The organism is Kitasatospora sp. HPM-01-4, from assembly GCF_051374625.1.
Classification (GTDB): domain Bacteria; phylum Actinomycetota; class Actinomycetes; order Streptomycetales; family Streptomycetaceae; genus Kitasatospora.
The window spans coordinates 6,810,821-6,825,439 of sequence record NZ_JBPQGP010000005.1 but is presented as its reverse complement, the minus strand read 5'-3'; the positions used below and the strand labels follow the sequence as shown (position 1 = coordinate 6,825,439).

Annotated in this window: 16 protein-coding genes and 1 pseudogene; 4 read left to right on the top strand and 13 right to left on the bottom strand. The window is 72.3% G+C overall.

Annotation, left to right across the window (positions count from 1 at the left end; genetic code table 11):
* Positions 1 to 488 precede the first annotated feature (488 nt).
* The 4 genes and pseudogenes from ACSMTC_RS29910 to ACSMTC_RS29895 all read right to left on the bottom strand — a co-directional run bounded on the left by ACSMTC_RS29910 (position 489) and on the right by ACSMTC_RS29895 (position 3,029).
* A complete protein-coding gene (locus ACSMTC_RS29910) occupies positions 489 to 713 on the bottom strand; it encodes a hypothetical protein (RefSeq protein ID WP_436564847.1) in 225 nt (74 codons plus the stop codon).
* 43 nt (positions 714 to 756) lie between these two features.
* Positions 757 to 891, bottom strand: a pseudogene (locus tag ACSMTC_RS29905) (phosphotyrosine protein phosphatase); the annotation flags it as partial.
* A 30-nt stretch (positions 892 to 921) separates the two neighbouring features.
* Positions 922 to 1,491, bottom strand: coding sequence for a MarR family winged helix-turn-helix transcriptional regulator (locus ACSMTC_RS29900; RefSeq protein ID WP_436562839.1), 570 nt, complete (start codon positions 1,489 to 1,491; stop codon positions 922 to 924).
* A gap of 188 nt (positions 1,492 to 1,679) precedes the next feature.
* Positions 1,680 to 3,029, bottom strand: a complete 1,350-nt coding sequence (locus ACSMTC_RS29895; protein WP_436562838.1) for a DUF3533 domain-containing protein — start codon at positions 3,027 to 3,029, stop codon at positions 1,680 to 1,682.
* A 198-nt stretch (positions 3,030 to 3,227) separates the two neighbouring features.
* Between ACSMTC_RS29895 and ACSMTC_RS29890 the strand changes: the two genes are divergently transcribed.
* Positions 3,228 to 3,917 (top strand): MerR family transcriptional regulator, encoded by a 690-nt coding sequence (locus ACSMTC_RS29890; RefSeq protein WP_436562837.1) that lies wholly within the window; start codon positions 3,228 to 3,230, stop codon positions 3,915 to 3,917.
* Between the two features lie 252 nt (positions 3,918 to 4,169).
* Here ACSMTC_RS29890 and ACSMTC_RS29885 read toward each other — a convergent pair whose 3' ends face one another.
* A complete protein-coding gene (locus ACSMTC_RS29885) occupies positions 4,170 to 4,871 on the bottom strand; it encodes a winged helix-turn-helix transcriptional regulator (RefSeq protein WP_436562836.1) in 702 nt (233 codons plus the stop codon).
* 87 nt (positions 4,872 to 4,958) lie between these two features.
* Here ACSMTC_RS29885 and ACSMTC_RS29880 point away from each other — a divergent pair, with 87 nt between their 5' ends.
* Complete coding sequence (locus ACSMTC_RS29880) at positions 4,959 to 5,468, top strand: PaaI family thioesterase (RefSeq protein WP_436562835.1); 510 nt, start codon at positions 4,959 to 4,961, stop codon at positions 5,466 to 5,468.
* A 292-nt stretch (positions 5,469 to 5,760) separates the two neighbouring features.
* Here ACSMTC_RS29880 and ACSMTC_RS29875 read toward each other — a convergent pair whose 3' ends face one another.
* Together ACSMTC_RS29875 and ACSMTC_RS29870 are read right to left on the bottom strand one after the other, a co-directional pair.
* Positions 5,761 to 6,618: a peptidyl-tRNA hydrolase gene (locus tag ACSMTC_RS29875; RefSeq protein WP_436562834.1), complete on the bottom strand. Its 858-nt coding sequence runs from the start codon at positions 6,616 to 6,618 to the stop codon at positions 5,761 to 5,763.
* A 159-nt stretch (positions 6,619 to 6,777) separates the two neighbouring features.
* Positions 6,778 to 7,704, bottom strand: coding sequence for a hypothetical protein (locus tag ACSMTC_RS29870; RefSeq protein ID WP_436562833.1), 927 nt, complete (start codon positions 7,702 to 7,704; stop codon positions 6,778 to 6,780).
* 113 nt (positions 7,705 to 7,817) lie between these two features.
* On the opposite strand from ACSMTC_RS29870, the gene ACSMTC_RS29865 reads away from it, so the two are divergent.
* Positions 7,818 to 8,189 (top strand): YbjQ family protein, encoded by a 372-nt coding sequence (locus tag ACSMTC_RS29865; RefSeq protein ID WP_436562832.1) that lies wholly within the window; start codon positions 7,818 to 7,820, stop codon positions 8,187 to 8,189.
* Between the two features lie 333 nt (positions 8,190 to 8,522).
* Here the strand turns inward: ACSMTC_RS29865 and ACSMTC_RS29860 are convergent, their stop codons facing one another.
* From ACSMTC_RS29860 to paaA, 6 genes are all read right to left on the bottom strand, one after another.
* The gene (locus ACSMTC_RS29860) at positions 8,523 to 9,326 is read right to left on the bottom strand and encodes a hypothetical protein (protein WP_436562831.1); all 804 of its coding nucleotides are present in this window, start codon (positions 9,324 to 9,326) and stop codon (positions 8,523 to 8,525) included.
* 103 nt (positions 9,327 to 9,429) lie between these two features.
* Positions 9,430 to 10,500: a 1,2-phenylacetyl-CoA epoxidase subunit PaaE gene (paaE, locus tag ACSMTC_RS29855; protein WP_436562830.1), complete on the bottom strand. Its 1,071-nt coding sequence runs from the start codon at positions 10,498 to 10,500 to the stop codon at positions 9,430 to 9,432.
* Positions 10,501 to 11,136, bottom strand: coding sequence for a 1,2-phenylacetyl-CoA epoxidase subunit PaaD (gene paaD / locus ACSMTC_RS29850; protein ID WP_436562829.1), 636 nt, complete (start codon positions 11,134 to 11,136; stop codon positions 10,501 to 10,503).
* Positions 11,136 to 12,041, bottom strand: a complete 906-nt coding sequence (gene paaC, locus ACSMTC_RS29845) for a 1,2-phenylacetyl-CoA epoxidase subunit PaaC (RefSeq protein WP_436562828.1) — start codon at positions 12,039 to 12,041, stop codon at positions 11,136 to 11,138. The genes paaD and paaC overlap by 1 nt, the downstream gene beginning before the upstream one ends.
* Positions 12,042 to 12,054: 13 nt before the next feature.
* Entirely contained in the window at positions 12,055 to 12,348 is a 294-nt protein-coding gene (gene paaB, locus ACSMTC_RS29840; protein ID WP_436562827.1) for a 1,2-phenylacetyl-CoA epoxidase subunit PaaB, read from the bottom strand.
* Positions 12,345 to 13,352: a 1,2-phenylacetyl-CoA epoxidase subunit PaaA gene (gene paaA, locus ACSMTC_RS29835; RefSeq protein WP_436562826.1), complete on the bottom strand. Its 1,008-nt coding sequence runs from the start codon at positions 13,350 to 13,352 to the stop codon at positions 12,345 to 12,347. Before paaA ends, paaB begins: the two co-directional genes overlap by 4 nt.
* Positions 13,353 to 13,669: 317 nt before the next feature.
* Here paaA and ACSMTC_RS29830 point away from each other — a divergent pair, with 317 nt between their 5' ends.
* Positions 13,670 to 14,257: a hypothetical protein gene (locus ACSMTC_RS29830; RefSeq protein ID WP_436562825.1), complete on the top strand. Its 588-nt coding sequence runs from the start codon at positions 13,670 to 13,672 to the stop codon at positions 14,255 to 14,257.
* Positions 14,258 to 14,619 lie beyond the last annotated feature (362 nt).

Here is a 14,619-nt window from a genome sequence, read left to right as displayed (position 1 = left end):
CCGCAGCGCCGGGTGGTCGGCGACCACGGTACAGCCGCCGGGGGCGATATCGGTTACGGCCTGCCCAGGTACACGAACCCCAGCACATGCCCGGCGCTGGAGGGCCTCGCGGCACCGCGGATCGCATTCAACCACCTGGGCCATTTCGGCGGCCTTGAAGAGGAGCCGATGCCGGCGTACCGCTCGGGTGCCCACTCGGGCGAGGCGGCCAGCTGGTCCTCCTGCCCAGCCGCTCATCGTACGTGCCCATGCCAGTGCTCCTTGGAAACATCCCAGGTCAGGACGGTCTGGTCGTGTAAGTTCATTGGCTCCAACTGGCGGAGTGTCAGAAAGTCGCTCAGGTGCGGGGCTGGGCACCACGTTCCCCGAGCATGCGGGTCATCCTGTCGATCTCGGCGACCTGCAGGACTGGGTCAGGTGCCACCGGTCGAGCCAGCCCATCAGCATGCCGCGCTGGTTGACCTGGGTGTTGATCACGTCGAAGGCCATCAGGCGCACTTCGGGGTCGCTGGTGCGGTCGCGCAAGATGAAGGACAGGCCCCGACGCGCTTCCAGCTCCCTGGGACCAGGCCCCAGGCCGCGTGCACCGCCACGGCCGCGACCGCCGCTCCGGCGCCCGCGGCGGCGCCGCGCACCCACAGCGGCGTCCCTGCGGACAGGAACAGCGCGGCCAGCGCCAGGATGAGCACCAGCCCCGGGACGATGAAGCACACCCCGCCGACCAGCGCGCCCGTGAGGCCGCGCAGCCGCCAGGCAGTCGCGGATCGGGCGGACGGCCTCAACACCCTGGCCGGCGAGGTCACCGAGCTTCCAGTCGAGGTATTTCCTGCCGGGGAAGAAGGTGCAAGCTTCGCCGCAGCCCATGGTGACGACGTAGTCGGACGCCTGAACGGGCATGCACCAGTCGATACCGGCAGGCGGTCAGTTCGGCTTGCCGGGCACAGGTTCCTCGGCGTAGTGCCGCAGGGAGCGTTCCAGCCGGTCGAGCAGTGCAGTGATGGCGTGGTGTTCGCTGTCGTCGAGGTCTGCCATCAACTGCTCTTCCAGGGCGCGGTGGTGGGTGAGGACCAGGTCGACGAGGTCGAGGCCGCGTTGGGTGAGCCTGAGGTGGATGATGCGGCGGTCGTGTTCGTCACGCTCCCGGATGATCAGCCCTTTCCTCTCCAGGCTGTCGGCGCGCACGGTCATGCCGGAGCAGGTGACCTGGTCGATCGCGGCCATCTGGCTGGTGGTGAGCCGGTGGGAGGGTCCGGCCCGACGCAGGGTGGCGAGCACGTGGAAGTTGGCGGCGGTGATCCCGTGGTCCTTGAGGACGGGCTCCAGTTGCGCCTTCCAAAGGGCGACGACGCGGTAGAGGCGGCCGAGCAGACGCGGGGACGCGACAACCGAGTGCGGAACCCCTGGATGGGGCGTCCCAGCGGGGGCTTGCGGCGTGCTACGGGCGGCGCGGCCGAATGGGGTGGGCGCTCCTTCGGATGTGCTCCAGGGCATGGCAGGCCCCTCCTGTTCGGGTCTCACGGGGGCCTTCTGGGTGAGGGCGCCGGAGGGTTCGTCGTTGTTCGGTGGGTCGGGACAGGGGCGCGGAGGCGTCGGCCGCCGGGCATGCCGGATGGGCGCCTGTGCGGTGCGCTGCGGTCCGACGCCGGCGCGGGGCCGGCGTCGGACCGTTCGCGGGGAGGTCAGCCGATCGCAGCGGGCTGCGGTGCCGGCGTGCGGGATGCGGACCGGTGCAGGCCCTTACGGTCGTAGAGGCAGGTGACGGCGAGGCCGAGGGCCAGCGAGAGGGCGAAGCCGATCCCGGTCATGGTCCAGGCGCGGCCGAGCCCGGCATCGGCCTGCGCGCCGAAGTAGAGGATGGACCGGACGCCGTCGACCACCTGGCGGAAGGGCTCGAAGTCGGCCAGGAACCGGTAGAAGCCGGGCAGCGCCTGCAGTGGGATGGTGGCGCCGGCGGACGGGATGGCCAGGCCGACCAGCACGAGCATGGACACGATCGGGCCCGGCGTGCCGAAGGCGGCCAGCAAGGCCAGCGCGCTGATGCCCATCGCCGCCGTGGCGCACGATCCGAAGAACCACAGCAGTGGCAGGTGGGAGGCGTCGATACCGATGACGCCCACGGCCGCGGCCATGGCGAGCGCGGAGGTCAGCATCGACAGGACGACCATGAGCACCGAGCCGACCACGAAGTGGCGTACCCGGCTGATGTGCTGGGCGGGCTTGAGGGAGCGGAACGGGCCCTTGTCGCTGGCGATCCAGCCGAGCGCCGCGTCCAGCTGGGAGTGGATCACGTTGGCGCCGAGCATGCCGCCGAGGACGAGGACGAGCGTGTAGAAGAACGCGCTCAGCCCGAGGCCGCTGTGGTCGCCGAGCGGGTGACCCTCCTCGGCCACGGCCTTGACCGGGTCGGCGAGCATCAGCTGCGCCGCCGCGCCCGGCGCGGCGGGCCGTTCGGCGGTGCCGGATGCCGCCTGCTTTGCGACTTGCCGGGTGAGCTGCTGGGTGAGCTGCTGGCCCACCTGGGTGGAGGTGGTCTGGACGACCTTGCGGTTGATCTCGGCGGCCATGGAGGAGCCGAAGCTTCCGGCGGCGGGGTTGGTCAGCACCGTCATGGTCGGAGGGTGGGGATCGTGCTGGAACGGGCCGGCGAGGGCTGCCACGGAGGCGGAGAAGTTCTCCGGGATGACGAGCGCCCCGAACACCTTGTCCTTGGCCAGGAGGTCATCGGCGGTGGTGCGGTCGACCTGCTTCCAGGAGGCCTTGCCCTTCAGGTCGGGGGCATTGGTGATCTGCGCGGTGATCTGCGCGCCCAGGTCGATCCGCTTGCCGGCGACCTGGGCGCCCCGGTCGGCGTTGACCAGGGCGATCGGCAGGTCCTTCATCGAGCCGACCGGGTCGTTGTTGGCGCCCAGGTAGAGCAGCGACAGGACGAACGACAGCAGGCCGAGGATCAACGCCGAGGGCAGCCACAGGCTTCGGCGGCGCAGCAGTTCGCGCGCGCTCGCCCTGCGTGCGTGGGTCGGCTCAGACATGGTGCTCCAGTTTCGGTGTCGCGCCCGCAGCTGTGCCGGGGGTGCGGAGGACGGTGGTTTCCGGTGTTCCGGCTGGTCGGCAGCCTTTTGGAAACTTTCACTTTCTACGACGATAGTTGCACTATCGAACAGTGTCGTCCACCTGGGGATCTGGGAGACTGGTCACACACAGGACCGAGCGAGCGAGCGAGTGAGCGTATGAGGATTTCCGACCTGAGCCGCCTGTCCGGGACACCGGTCGGGACGATCAAGTACTACCTGCGGGAGGGCCTGCTGCCGCCCGGCCGCTCCCTCGGGGCCACGCTGGCCCTGTACGGCGACGAGCACGTCCAGCGCCTGAGGCTGATCCGCGCCCTGACCTCCCGCGGCGGCCTGTCCATCGCCGCCACCCGCGACGTCCTCGCGGCGATCGACCAACCGCTCGATCCGCTCGCCACGCTCGGCGTCGTCCACTACGCGCTGCCCACCCCCGTGGACGCCGCAGAGGCGGACGCCGTGGACGAGCAGGCGCCGCGGGTCGATGAGCTGCTGGCCGCGATGGGATGGGAGGTCTCCCCGGAGTCGCCGCACCGGCGCGCACTCGCCGCGAGCCTGATGGACCTCAGCCGCCTCGGCATGGAGTACAGCACCGAGGACCTGCGGCCCTACGCCGAAGCGGCTGCTGCCGCCGCCAGGCTCGACCTCGACCGGCTCGAAGACATCGAAGACCGCCTCCGGCTCGCCGAGCACGCCGCGATCGTGGTCCTGCTCCTTGAACCGGTCCTGGCGGTCCTACGACGCCTCGCCCAGGAGGACGAGACCCGCCGCCGGAGCGCGTGGGCCCGCACCACCGACGGCGCGGACCCACGGACCGACTCGCACCCGGCCGATCAGGGCGAGAACCGCTGAAATCCACCCTTCGCTCGGATACCGGGGCACCGGGACACTGGGACATGCGAGCCGAGGAGGAGGCGGTTTCAGGCGGGAGCCAACGCCGACATCCGGCACCGACCCTCGACGATGAGCTCCCCTGTGACGAGCCGGTCAGGGTCGCCCTCGAATGCGCCCCGGGGCACAGCCACCCCCTCCGGAAGCCGTCTGCCGCGTCCCAGGGCCGGGCATGTCACTTCCTGAGAGGCCGTTCGTGACGTGATGTCCGTCTCAGGACGAGGTTGCGGAGAGGCTGCTGGTCGTGGCCGGTGGAGCGGTGAAGATGTAGCCGCGAAACCAGGTGGGGAAGGCACGGCGAAGGGTGGTGGGGCCTTCGAGGCGGGCGGCGCCGGTGCGCAGGAGGTCGTCCCAGGTGTGGTCGCCCGTCCACCAGTGGGTGAGGGCCGGGAGGTCCGCCTGGATGCGGAGGTCGACGGGGCGGCCGAAGTCCTCGGTGCAGAGGGTGAGGTCGGCGGGGGTGATGTGAAGGAAGAAGCGGTCCGGCCGGGTGCCGGGGAAGTACAACTCGACCACGGTGAGGCCGTCCGGGAGCCGGTCGCGGTGGACACGGCGGCGAATATCACAGGTGAGGACCTGCGGGTCGAAGTGCCCGGGTCGCAGGCCGCGGCGGTCCCAAGGGGTCGCCCAAGCGCCGAGCTCGGCGATGACGCCATGCAGTGCCCGCCCGGCCTCGGTAAGCCGGTAGGCGCCATCTGGCAGGTGATCGACGACACCGGCCCGTTCGAGGGTCTTAAGACGGGCGGAGAGCATCGTGCGGGAGATCCTCGGCAGCCCCTCTCGTATCTCCGAGAAGCGGGTCGATCCGAGCAGCATCTCCCGGACGACGAGCAGGGTCCATCGCTCGCCGAGCACTTCGAGGGCGCGCGCGACCGCGCAGAACTGCCCGTACCCGCCGGGCTGGTCGTCGTCCATGACCGCCAGGGTAACCGGGCTCGCGGCGCGGTTGAGGTACGGATTCCGTACTTGAGTGGCGGCAAGGCGGCGGGCAGCGTGGGGCGCATGACCACGTACGATCTTTCTCAGACCCTGCGCACCCGCACCCACTGCTGGCAGCCCGCGGAGCCGACTACCACCCTCACGCACCTGTCCGGCGAGGAGGTGCTGCGCGCGATCGTCGAGGGCCGCATCCCGGCCCCGCCGATCGGAAGCACCCTGGGAATCCGGCTGGTGGACGTCGGTCCGGGCACGGCGGTGTTCGAGGGCGAGGCTGGCGAGCACCTGTACAACCAGCTGGGCAGCCTGCACGGCGGCTACCTCGCCACATTGCTGGACTCCGCGCTGGGCAGCGCGGTTCTGAGCCGGCTGCCGGCCGGTAACGGGTGCACGACCACCCAGCTCAACGTGCACATAGTCCGGCCGGTGTTCGCCGACACGGGGCTGCTGCGGTGCGAGGGTACTGCCTTGCACGTGGGGCGGACGGTAGCGACAGCCGAGGCCCGGGTGTTCGGGGCAATGGACGGGAAGCTGTACGCACACGGGACCACCACGTGCGCCGTACTCAAAGCGTGACGGGCAGACTGCCGTAGTCCAATTACCAGGTGTCGACCTACTGAGCTGAGGTGTCGCCAGTTTCTTGATCGTCACTTGGCCGTGCGGTGAAGGTGCGGAGCCCGGCGCGAGTCTCCGTTCGAGCTGCGGACGAGTCAGGGGCGAACGCCCGGCCTGCCAGACAGAGGGCCTGCCGCCAGTCGCCACGCTCTGCTTCGCCAGTGCGGGCCGTTCACCCACGGGTGCGATTCACAGTCGCTGCGGACACGACGCGGGCCGGGCGCGTCCTGGCTTCCTTTTATTTGACGTCGCGTCAGTCCGCCCGCAGCGCCGGGTGGTCGGCGACCACGGTACAGCTGCCGGGGGCGATCTCCGTGAAGCCGGCGTCCCGCACCACGGGCAGGTCGCCGCTGGTGAGCCGGCTCCAGGCGGCGGGGTCGGCGGTGCGGACGGCGAGCGGGAACCCGGCGCCGGCCCACTCCTTGCGCTGGGCCTCGTCCAGCCGCCACCAGGCCAGCTGGGCGGCGTGCCCGGTCTGCGCCATGGTCTTGCCCGCGCTCATCTCCAGCTCGGGGTTGAGCCACAGCACCGGTATCCCCGGGGCCGGTTCGGCGGGCGGCTCGACGTCGTCGAGGTCGGTGCCGGAGACCTGGAGCTTGGCCAGCTCCTTCGGCCAGCCGTCCAGCGGGACCGGCGGGAAGACCCGTACCTCCGCGCTCTCGCCGGTCACCGTGATGCCCGGCAGCTCGGCCGCCTTGCGCCACTCCCCGCCCCTGGCCCGCCGGACCACCTTGCGGATCCGGGCGTCCTCCCAGGCCGCGACCCGCTCGGCCCACTCCCCCTCGGCGGCGGTGACCCGCTCGTCGGCGAGCAGCGTCAGCACCGCGCGCGCCGAGGTCTCCAGCGCGTCGGTCCTTCCCGGAGGCGTGGCCCGCTCCAGCCGGACCACCAGCGGGAGCACGTACTGCGTGCGGTCGTCGCGGGGGTCGGCCGCGGTCTCCGCAGGCTCGGCGGTCTCCGCAGGCTCGGCGGTCTCCGCAGGCTCGGCGGTCTCCGCAGGCTCAGCGGTCGCGGCGCGGCCGGCGTCGTCCGGGTGATCGGAGTTACGCGGGTGGTCGGAGTCGTGCGGGCGGTCGGGGTCCGGGGTCTCGGCATCGTTGACTGAGGTCACCTGACCAGGATGCCAGGCCGCCGCCGCTCTCCCGCCGGGGCCCCGTACCGCCCCGCGGGGCCCCCTGCACCCTGCCGGACCGTCAGCGGCAGCCCGCCGGTCCGGGGCGTGTCCGACGATTCCCGCCGGGCGCGCGACGCGAAGCGTCGGACACGCCCTTCAGCGCCGGTAGCCGCGTGCCGGGTCGCGCTCCTCCGCGTCCTCGTACGGGAGGAACCAGCCCTCCGGGTGGGTGGCGGCGAGGAGTCGGTCGGTACGGTCGGCGGCATCCAGTTCCGGGTCGCCGTCGTCGGGGCCGTAGACGCCGAAGAGCTCGTCCACACAGCCGTCCCAGTCGTAGTCGTACAGGTCCACCGGCAGGTCGCCCATCATGTCGGCGACGGCCTGCGGCTGCGCGCCGAGCAGCTCGCGGGCGTCCACCAGGGCGAGGCGCAGCGCCAGTTCCTCGGCCAGGCAGCGCGGCAGCGGCCACTCGCCGAGGGCGAGGTCCTCGGCGAGGTCGTCGAAGGTGCGGGACAGCGCGCGGCGCCAGCTGCGGTGCATGCTCCAGGTCCGGCGCGGGAGGCGGGCCAGGACGGCCCACTCGTGCTCCTCCTCCTCGGTGACCGGCTCGCCCTCGTGCTCCTCCAGGTCGTCGTAGGCGGCGTCGGCCAGGGTGATCAGCTGGGTGTGCAGGAGGCACGCGGTGCGCGGGGTGAGGGTCCAGTCGCCGACACCGCCGCCGCTCTCCTCCGTCTCCAGCGGGAAGAGCTCCGCGAAGTCGGGGGCGAAGTCCTCGGTGACGCTGATCTCCAGCGTGCCGCCCAGCGCCTCGACTCCGGGGATGGCGGAGACCAGCCGGTCGGGATGGAGCAGCGTCCCGAGTGCGGCGTTGGGGTCCTCGGAGACCTCGCGCAGCAGTGCCGCGCGCTGGCCCTCCGGGTCGACGCCATCGAAGACCAGGTCCTCTACGACCGCCCGCGCGGCGGCGCGCAGGGCAGGCCAGTCGGTGATGCGGATACCGAGAACCACGGTGGCCTCGATCTCCTGCGCCTCGGAGTACTCCGCCGCGCCCGGCCCCTGTGGATGATCGCTTCGCTCGCCCATGGGGCTACCGTACGGCTTTTTCGGGTGCCGGTTCACCGGTGCATCGAGAGGATCTTCGACCCGTGCGGGCGTGTCTGCGGCGTGGCAGCCGTCCGGTAGGACAGAATGATGCTATGAGCAACATCGCGGAGTACGGCGGCGGGCAGGATCAGGGCTCGGGAGTCCTCGTGGTCACCACCAACGACGTCCCTGGGTACCGGGTCGAGCGGGTGATCGGCGAGGTCTTCGGCCTGACCGTGCGCAGCCGGCACATCGGGACCCAGATCGGCGCCTCGTTGAAGTCCCTGATGGGCGGTGAGCTGAAGGGCCTGACGAAGACTCTGGTGGACAGCCGCAACCAGGCGATGGAGCGGCTGATCGAGCAGACCAGGGCGCGCGGCGGGAACGCCGTGCTGAGCATGCGGTTCGACGTCACGGAAGCGGCCGACCTGGGCACCGAGATCTGCGCCTACGGCACGGCCGTGGTGATCGCACCGGCTTCCTGAGACCGCACTCCGAAGGGGGCGCTCCCGTGATGGAGCGCCCCCTTCCCCATGCCCGGGCGGTCTTCTCGCGCCGGGCCGGGTGACGGGTGGCAGGTGACGGGTGCCGGGTGCCGGGTGCCGGAGGGACTCCCGGCACCCGGTGTTCCGCGACTGTTCACCACGCGACTGGTGCCGCCGAGGTCACGGTGGCCGAGGTAGTGCCGAGGTACTTCGAGGCGTGCGGGGCTCGGTACGCGCTCCCGGCGGTACGCCCGGTGCGCGTACGCGCCGAACGCTCCCGGCCCGGCTGATCGGCTCCGGGTCGGCACCGGGTCGGCACCGCGGTCGGCCGGGTCAGTTGTGCACCCGCTCGGCCACCGCCTTGACCAGCGGCGTGAGCCGGTCCTCCAGCTGCTGGAAGTCGCTGCTGCGGCCGTCGGACCACTGGGCCAGCCCGACGATCACCGCGTTCCCGGTGCCCGCGAACTGCTGGACCAGCCCGCTGTCGGCCGGCAGCTCCCGCAGCCCCGAGCCCGCCGGGGGAAGCTGGACCGCCACCTGGTAGTCACCGGGATCGGCACCGAGCACCATCGTCAGGTGCACCGCGTCCACCGGGTCCTTCATGGTGAACAGCACCAGGTTGTACTCATTGCCGTCGGCGTCCTTGTAGTACGCCAGATCCGCCCCGAGGCAGCCGTGGCTCTGCTCGATCAGTGCCGCCAGGGTGGGCCTGACGGTGTCCGTGCCGGTGCACTTCGGGTTCGCGTTCCGGGCCACCCGCGTGTAGCCCTGGACCTGGTCCGGGAAGACCGTGAGCGGTATCGCGGCCGTGGCCAGGGCTGCCGGGGAGGACGGGGACGGCGCCCCCGAGCCGGACGCCGCGGTGACCGCGGGCGCGGGCGCCGCCGTCTGCTTGAGCGGGTGGGCCGACCAGACCAGGTAGGCCATCGCGCCGGCCGCGACCGCCAGACCGCCCAGGACCGCCAGCGGCTTCAGCAGGCGCCGGCCGCGCCGTGCCTGCCCGGCCGCCGGCTGCCCGGCGGGTGCCTGAACCGCGGCCGCCCGTTCAGCCGCGCTGGGCTCCCGTATCGCGTTGTTCTTGTTGAATTCCCTGACGAACTCGTCCCACAGTTCGTCCCCGCTCTCACGTTCGGTCACGGCCGCACCCTAATGATCGTCAGGGCCGTTGGAAAGCCGTACCTGACGGAGAGCGCGGGCCGGGTGCGGGCGGTGCGGGCGGCTGCTTCGCGGGCGGAGCCGCTCAGCGGTCGTAGTCGACGGTGACGCGGTCGGAGACCGGGCGGGCCTGGCAGGTCAGGACGTAGCCGGCGGCCACCTCCTTGTCCTCCAGGGCGAAGTTGCGGCGCATGGCGACCTCGCCCTCGGTGACCAGCGCCCGGCAGGTGCCGCAGACTCCGCCCTTGCAGGCGAACGGCAGGTCGGGCCTGGACCGCTGGGCTCCGTCCAGGATCGAACGGTCACGTGGGAGGGCGAGGGTGCCCGAGCGGCCGTCCAGGACCACGGTGACCTCACTCGACGCACCGTCCACCGCGCCGTCCTGGTCGCTCCGCTCGGCGACCGGCTCGTCCTCCGCGTGGAACAGCTCCTGGTGCACCCGCGCGGCGGGCACGCCCAGTCCGGCCAGCAGCTCCTTGGCCCCCGCGACCATGCCGTACGGGCCGCAGAGCCACCAGTGATCGGTGTGCTCGATGTCCACCAGGGCCTCGATCAGGGCCTTGACCCGCTCCGGATCGAGCCGCCCGCTGAGCAGCTCGGCGTCGCGGGTCTCCCGGGAGAGCACATGGAGCAGCTGGAACCGGCCCAGGTGGCGGTCCTTGAGATCGGCGAGCTCGTCGGCGAACATCACCGTGTCGCTGCGCCGGTTCCCGTACAGCAGGGTGACCTCCGAGCCCTCGTCGGCGGCCAGCACCGAGCCCGCGATCGACACCATCGGGGTGATGCCCGAACCGGCGGCGAGCAGCACATGCCGTGCGGGGACGCCCAGTTCGGGGCTGAACAGGCCGGACGGCGGCAGCACCTCGACCCGGTCGCCCACCGCCGCCTCGCGCACCAGCCAGTGCGAGAACAGTCCGCCGGGCACCTCCCGGACGGCGATCCGCAGCGGCTCGCCGACCGGCGAGCAGATCGAGTACGAGCGGCGCTCGTCCGCGCCGTCCACGATCCGGCGGAGCGTCAGCGTCTGGCCCGGGCGGAACTCGAACTCGGCGGCCAGCTCCGGCGGTACCTCGAAGGTGACCGCGACCGCGTCCTCGCAGAGCGGCTCCACCGCCCCGATGGACAGCTCGTGAAAGGCCGGTCGGCGGACGGACATTCAGATCTCCTTGATCCGGTCGAAGGGCTCGCGGCAGCTGCGGCAGCGCCAGAGCGCCTTGCAGGCGGTGGAGCCGAAGCGGGACAGCTCCTCGGTGTCGGTGGAACCGCACTGCGGGCAGGGCACGGCCCGCCGGGTCGGCCCGAGGACCAGCACACCCGGGCGGGCGCCTCCCGGCCGCGGCGGGGCGATACCCGCCTCGGCCAGCTTGCGGCGGCCGGCCTCGGTGATCAGGTCGGTGGACCACGGCGGGTCGAGGCGCAGCCGTACCCGGACCTCGGCGTACCCCGCGGCGCGCAGCCTGGCGTCCACGTCGGCCGCCATCTCCGCGACCGCCGGGCAGCCCGAGTAGGTCGGGGTGAGCCAGGCCGTGACGGTGCCGCCGTCCTCCTCGACGCCGGCCAGCACACCGAGGTCGGCCAGTGTGAGCATCGGCAGCTCCGGGTCGGGCACGGCCGCCGCGATCTCCCAGGGGGTACCCGCGCACGTGCTGCCGGCGGGTGCGGTCCCGGCGGACTCGGCGCGCGGGAGCGTGCCGCCCGTGGGCGCCGGGGACCGGCGCGCGCGGCCTGCGGGCGCGGTGTGCGGGCGGGCGGCGCCGGGGCGCGCCGGCTCGGGGTGCGAGGTCGTGGCCATCACCAGGTCGCCCCCGGGTGCGCGCGGGCCACCACCTGCAGTTCGGCGAGCAGCGGACCGAGTGCCTCGGTGTGTACGCCGTCACGGCCGGCCCGTCCGCCGACGTACGCGAGCGGCGCGGTCTGCGGTACGTCCAGCCCGGCCTCGGCGATCACCGCGCCGAGCTCCCGCAGCACCGGCTCACGCAGCCGGGCCGGGTCCACGCCGAGCCGGAGTTCGACGGCGTGCGGGGTGAACAGCTCATCCAGCAGGGGCCACACCGCCTCCAGCGCCGCCTGCATCCGCTGCGCCGAGTGCTCGGTGCCGTCGCCGAGCCGCAGCGTCCAGGCGGTGGCGTACTCACGGTGGTACGCGAGCTCCTTGACGCCTCGCGCCGCGATCGCCGCCAGCACCGGGTCGGTGTGGTCGGCGAGCAGCCGGTAGAGCTCGTGGCGGGCGGTGGCGAAGAGCAGCAGGCGGGCGACGCAGTGCGCGAAGTCACCGTTCGGGGTCTCGACCAGGCGGACGTTGCGGAACTCGTGCTCCTCGCGCCAGTACGCGTACTCGTCCTCGGTGCGCCCGGTGCCGTCCGCCTGGCCGGCCCGGGTGAGCAGCTGGCGGGCCTGGCCGAGCAGGTCGAGGCCGAGGTTGGCGAGCGCGACCTCCTCCTCCAGCTCCGGCGCCCGGGTGCACCACTCGGTCAGCCGCTGGGCCAGGATCAGGGCGTCGTCCCCGAGCATCAGGCAGTAGGCGCCCAGATCGGCGCCGTCGATCCCCGACGGCAGGGCGGTGTCCACCCCGAGCAGCGGGTCGGCGAAGCCCGTCCCGTACGCCCAGCGGGCCTCGCCCTCCGGACCGGGGGCCGCGTCGGAGAGGGTCAGGTAGACGTGGTCGTCGTCGGCTGCCGTGCTGGTTCGGTCGGTCATGGTGTGCTCCCCGTCAGATGTGCGGGACATCCTCGGGGATGTCGTAGAAGGTCGGGTGGCGGTAGACCTTGTCGCCGCTCGGTGCGAAGAACGGGTCCTGCTCGTCCGGGGCGGAGGCGGTGATGGCGTCCGAGCGGACCACCCAGAGGCTGACGCCCTCGTTCCGGCGGGTGTAGAGGTCGCGGGCGGCGAGCAGCGCCATCCGGTCGTCGGGGGCGTGCAGCGAGCCGACGTGCACGTGGTTGAGGCCGCGCCTGGGGCGCACGAACACCTCGTAAAGCGGCCAGTCGGCCTTGGTCCCGGTCATCGTCCTGCCCCCTTGTGCTCGTCCTTGTGCTCGTCCCCGCCCTCGCCGGCCACGCCGGCCGCAGCGGCTGCCTGGGACTCTGCTCTGCGCTTGGCCGCGTACGCGACGGCCGCCTCCCGCACCCAGGCGCCGTCCTCGTGGGCGGCACGGCGGCGCTCGACGCGCTGGGTGTTACACGGGCCGTTGCCCTTGATCACCTGCTTGAGCTCGGACCAGTCGGGCTCGCCGAAGTCCCAGCTGCCGCGCTCCTCGTTCCAGTTCAGGGCCGGGTCGGGGAGGGTGACACCGAGGTGCTGCGCCTGCGGAACGGTCATGTCGACAAATCGCTGCCGCAGCTCGTCGTTGGTGTGCCGCTTGATCCGCCAGGCCATCGACCGGGCGGTGTTCGGCGAGTCGTCGTCCGGCGGGCCGAACATCATCAGCGACGGCCACCACCAGCGGTCCACCGCGTCCTGCACCATCCGGCGCTGGGCGTCGGTACCGCGCATCAGCGTCATCAGCAGCTCGTAGCCCTGCCGCTGGTGGAAGGACTCCTCCTTGCAGATCCGCACCATCGCGCGGGCGTACGGCCCGTAGCTGCAACGGCAGAGCGGCACCTGGTTGCAGATCGCCGCGCCGTCCACCAGCCAGCCGATCACACCGACGTCGGCGAAGGTGAGGGTCGGGTAGTTGAAGATGGACGAGTACTTCTGCCGGCCGGAGATCAGCTTCTCGGTGAGCTCCGCCCGGTCGACGCCCAGGGTCTCCGCGGCGGCGTAGAGGTAGAGCCCGTGGCCCGCCTCGTCCTGCGCCTTGGCCAGCAGGATCGCCTTGCGGCGCAGCGAGGGGGCCCGGGTCAGCCAGTTGCCCTCCGGCTGCATCCCGATGATCTCGGAGTGCGCGTGCTGCGCGATCTGCCGGACGAGCGTCGCCCGGTAGGCGTCCGGCATCCAGTCCCGTGGCTCGATCCGCTGTTCGGCGGCCACCACCGTCTCGAAGTGCCCCTCCAGGGGCTGATCGACCATCTGCGGTGCCGACACTGCACCCACCTCCCGACTGACCGTTCGGTCGGTACCATTCTGTGTGGCGAGAGGAGGAATGACAAGAGACCGCGATCACCGGCTGCGGCCCCTCGACCTTTCTGCCGTGTTCCGCCGTGTTCCGCCGCACTGCGCCGTGTTCCGCCGCACTGCGCCGTGTTCCGCCGCACTGCGCCGTCTTCCGCCGGCCGTCGCCTTCGCCGTGGTCGGCGGCAGTCCACGGTTCCGGGCGCAGTCCGGACCGGCCGCCGGACCTGGCCGACCCTCTTGTCAACGGCTCGCGGTACTGCCAGGGTCCGATCATGCGCAACGTCGATGAACGGGATCTCGGTGAGGCGGTGACCGAGGCCCTACACGCCCTCGGCGCGCTCACCGCGCGGGACTGGCGGGCACCGGCCGGTCCACCGGAGCGGCCGATGGAGTGGACCTGCCTGGAGACCGCCGCCCACATCGCCCACGACCTGCTGGCCTACGCGGGCCAGGTCGCCGCGCTCCCCGGCGACCGCTACCTGCCGTTCGACCTGACGGTCTCGCCTTCCGCCGCCCCGGCCGAGGTGCTCCAGGTGATCAGGGTCTGCGGCGGACTGCTCGGCAGCGCTCTCGCCACCGCCGGTCCCGAGACCAGGGCCTGGCACTACGGACCGTGCGACCCGAGCGGCTTCGCCGCGATGGGGATCGCCGAGACGCTGCTGCACACCCACGACATCACCGTCGGGCTCGGCGTGCCGTGGTCCCCGCCCGCCCGGCTCTGTGACGCGGTACTCGGCCGCCTGTTCCCGCAGGCGCCCTCCGGCGACCCGGCGCGGATGCTGCTCTGGTGCACCGGCCGCGCCGACCTCCCCGGGCTCCCCCGGCGGACCGCCTGGGTCTGGCAGGCCGCTCTCGGCTGAGCCCCGCCTCGATCGGGGGGCGGGGTCGTACCGGGCGGCGGGGCCGTACCAGGCGGCGGGGCCGTACCGAACGGCGACCCTGGTCGCCCTACCGGGAGTACGGCTCCGCCTGATCAACGGCGTGCGCGGCAGCCCACCACCACGCTGGCGCACCGCCGCCGATCGAGCAGAGCCACACTCCGAAACCGCGCTCCGCCTCCGCCGCGGCCGAACGGACGGCCTCAGCCTGCCCCGGTCACAGCCGCGCCGATCCGTCCCAGCGCACCCGACCGTGTCCGACCAGCTCCGCCGCGGCCGAGCCGACCTGCCACCCCCGACAGACCTGCCACCCCCAACAGACCTGCCGCCCCGACAGCGGTGGC

Bases quoted from the DNA above. Each gene is read 5' to 3' on its own strand.
- ACSMTC_RS29900 (WP_436562839.1), bottom strand. From the start codon at position 1,491: ATGCCCTGGAGCACATCCGAAGGAGCGCCCACCCCATTCGGCCGCGCC.
- ACSMTC_RS29895 (WP_436562838.1), bottom strand. From the start codon at position 3,029: ATGTCTGAGCCGACCCACGCACGCAGGGCGAGCGCGCGCGAACTGCTG.
- ACSMTC_RS29890 (WP_436562837.1), top strand. From the start codon at position 3,228: ATGAGGATTTCCGACCTGAGCCGCCTGTCCGGGACACCGGTCGGGACG.
- ACSMTC_RS29885 (WP_436562836.1), bottom strand. From the start codon at position 4,871: ATGGACGACGACCAGCCCGGCGGGTACGGGCAGTTCTGCGCGGTCGCG.
- ACSMTC_RS29880 (WP_436562835.1), top strand. From the start codon at position 4,959: ATGACCACGTACGATCTTTCTCAGACCCTGCGCACCCGCACCCACTGC.
- ACSMTC_RS29870 (WP_436562833.1), bottom strand. From the start codon at position 7,704: ATGGGCGAGCGAAGCGATCATCCACAGGGGCCGGGCGCGGCGGAGTAC.
- ACSMTC_RS29865 (WP_436562832.1), top strand. From the start codon at position 7,818: ATGAGCAACATCGCGGAGTACGGCGGCGGGCAGGATCAGGGCTCGGGA.
- paaE (WP_436562830.1), bottom strand. From the start codon at position 10,500: ATGTCCGTCCGCCGACCGGCCTTTCACGAGCTGTCCATCGGGGCGGTG.
- paaD (WP_436562829.1), bottom strand. From the start codon at position 11,136: ATGGCCACGACCTCGCACCCCGAGCCGGCGCGCCCCGGCGCCGCCCGC.
- paaC (WP_436562828.1), bottom strand. From the start codon at position 12,041: ATGACCGACCGAACCAGCACGGCAGCCGACGACGACCACGTCTACCTG.
- paaB (WP_436562827.1), bottom strand. From the start codon at position 12,348: ATGACCGGGACCAAGGCCGACTGGCCGCTTTACGAGGTGTTCGTGCGC.
- paaA (WP_436562826.1), bottom strand. From the start codon at position 13,352: ATGGTCGATCAGCCCCTGGAGGGGCACTTCGAGACGGTGGTGGCCGCC.
- ACSMTC_RS29830 (WP_436562825.1), top strand. From the start codon at position 13,670: ATGCGCAACGTCGATGAACGGGATCTCGGTGAGGCGGTGACCGAGGCC.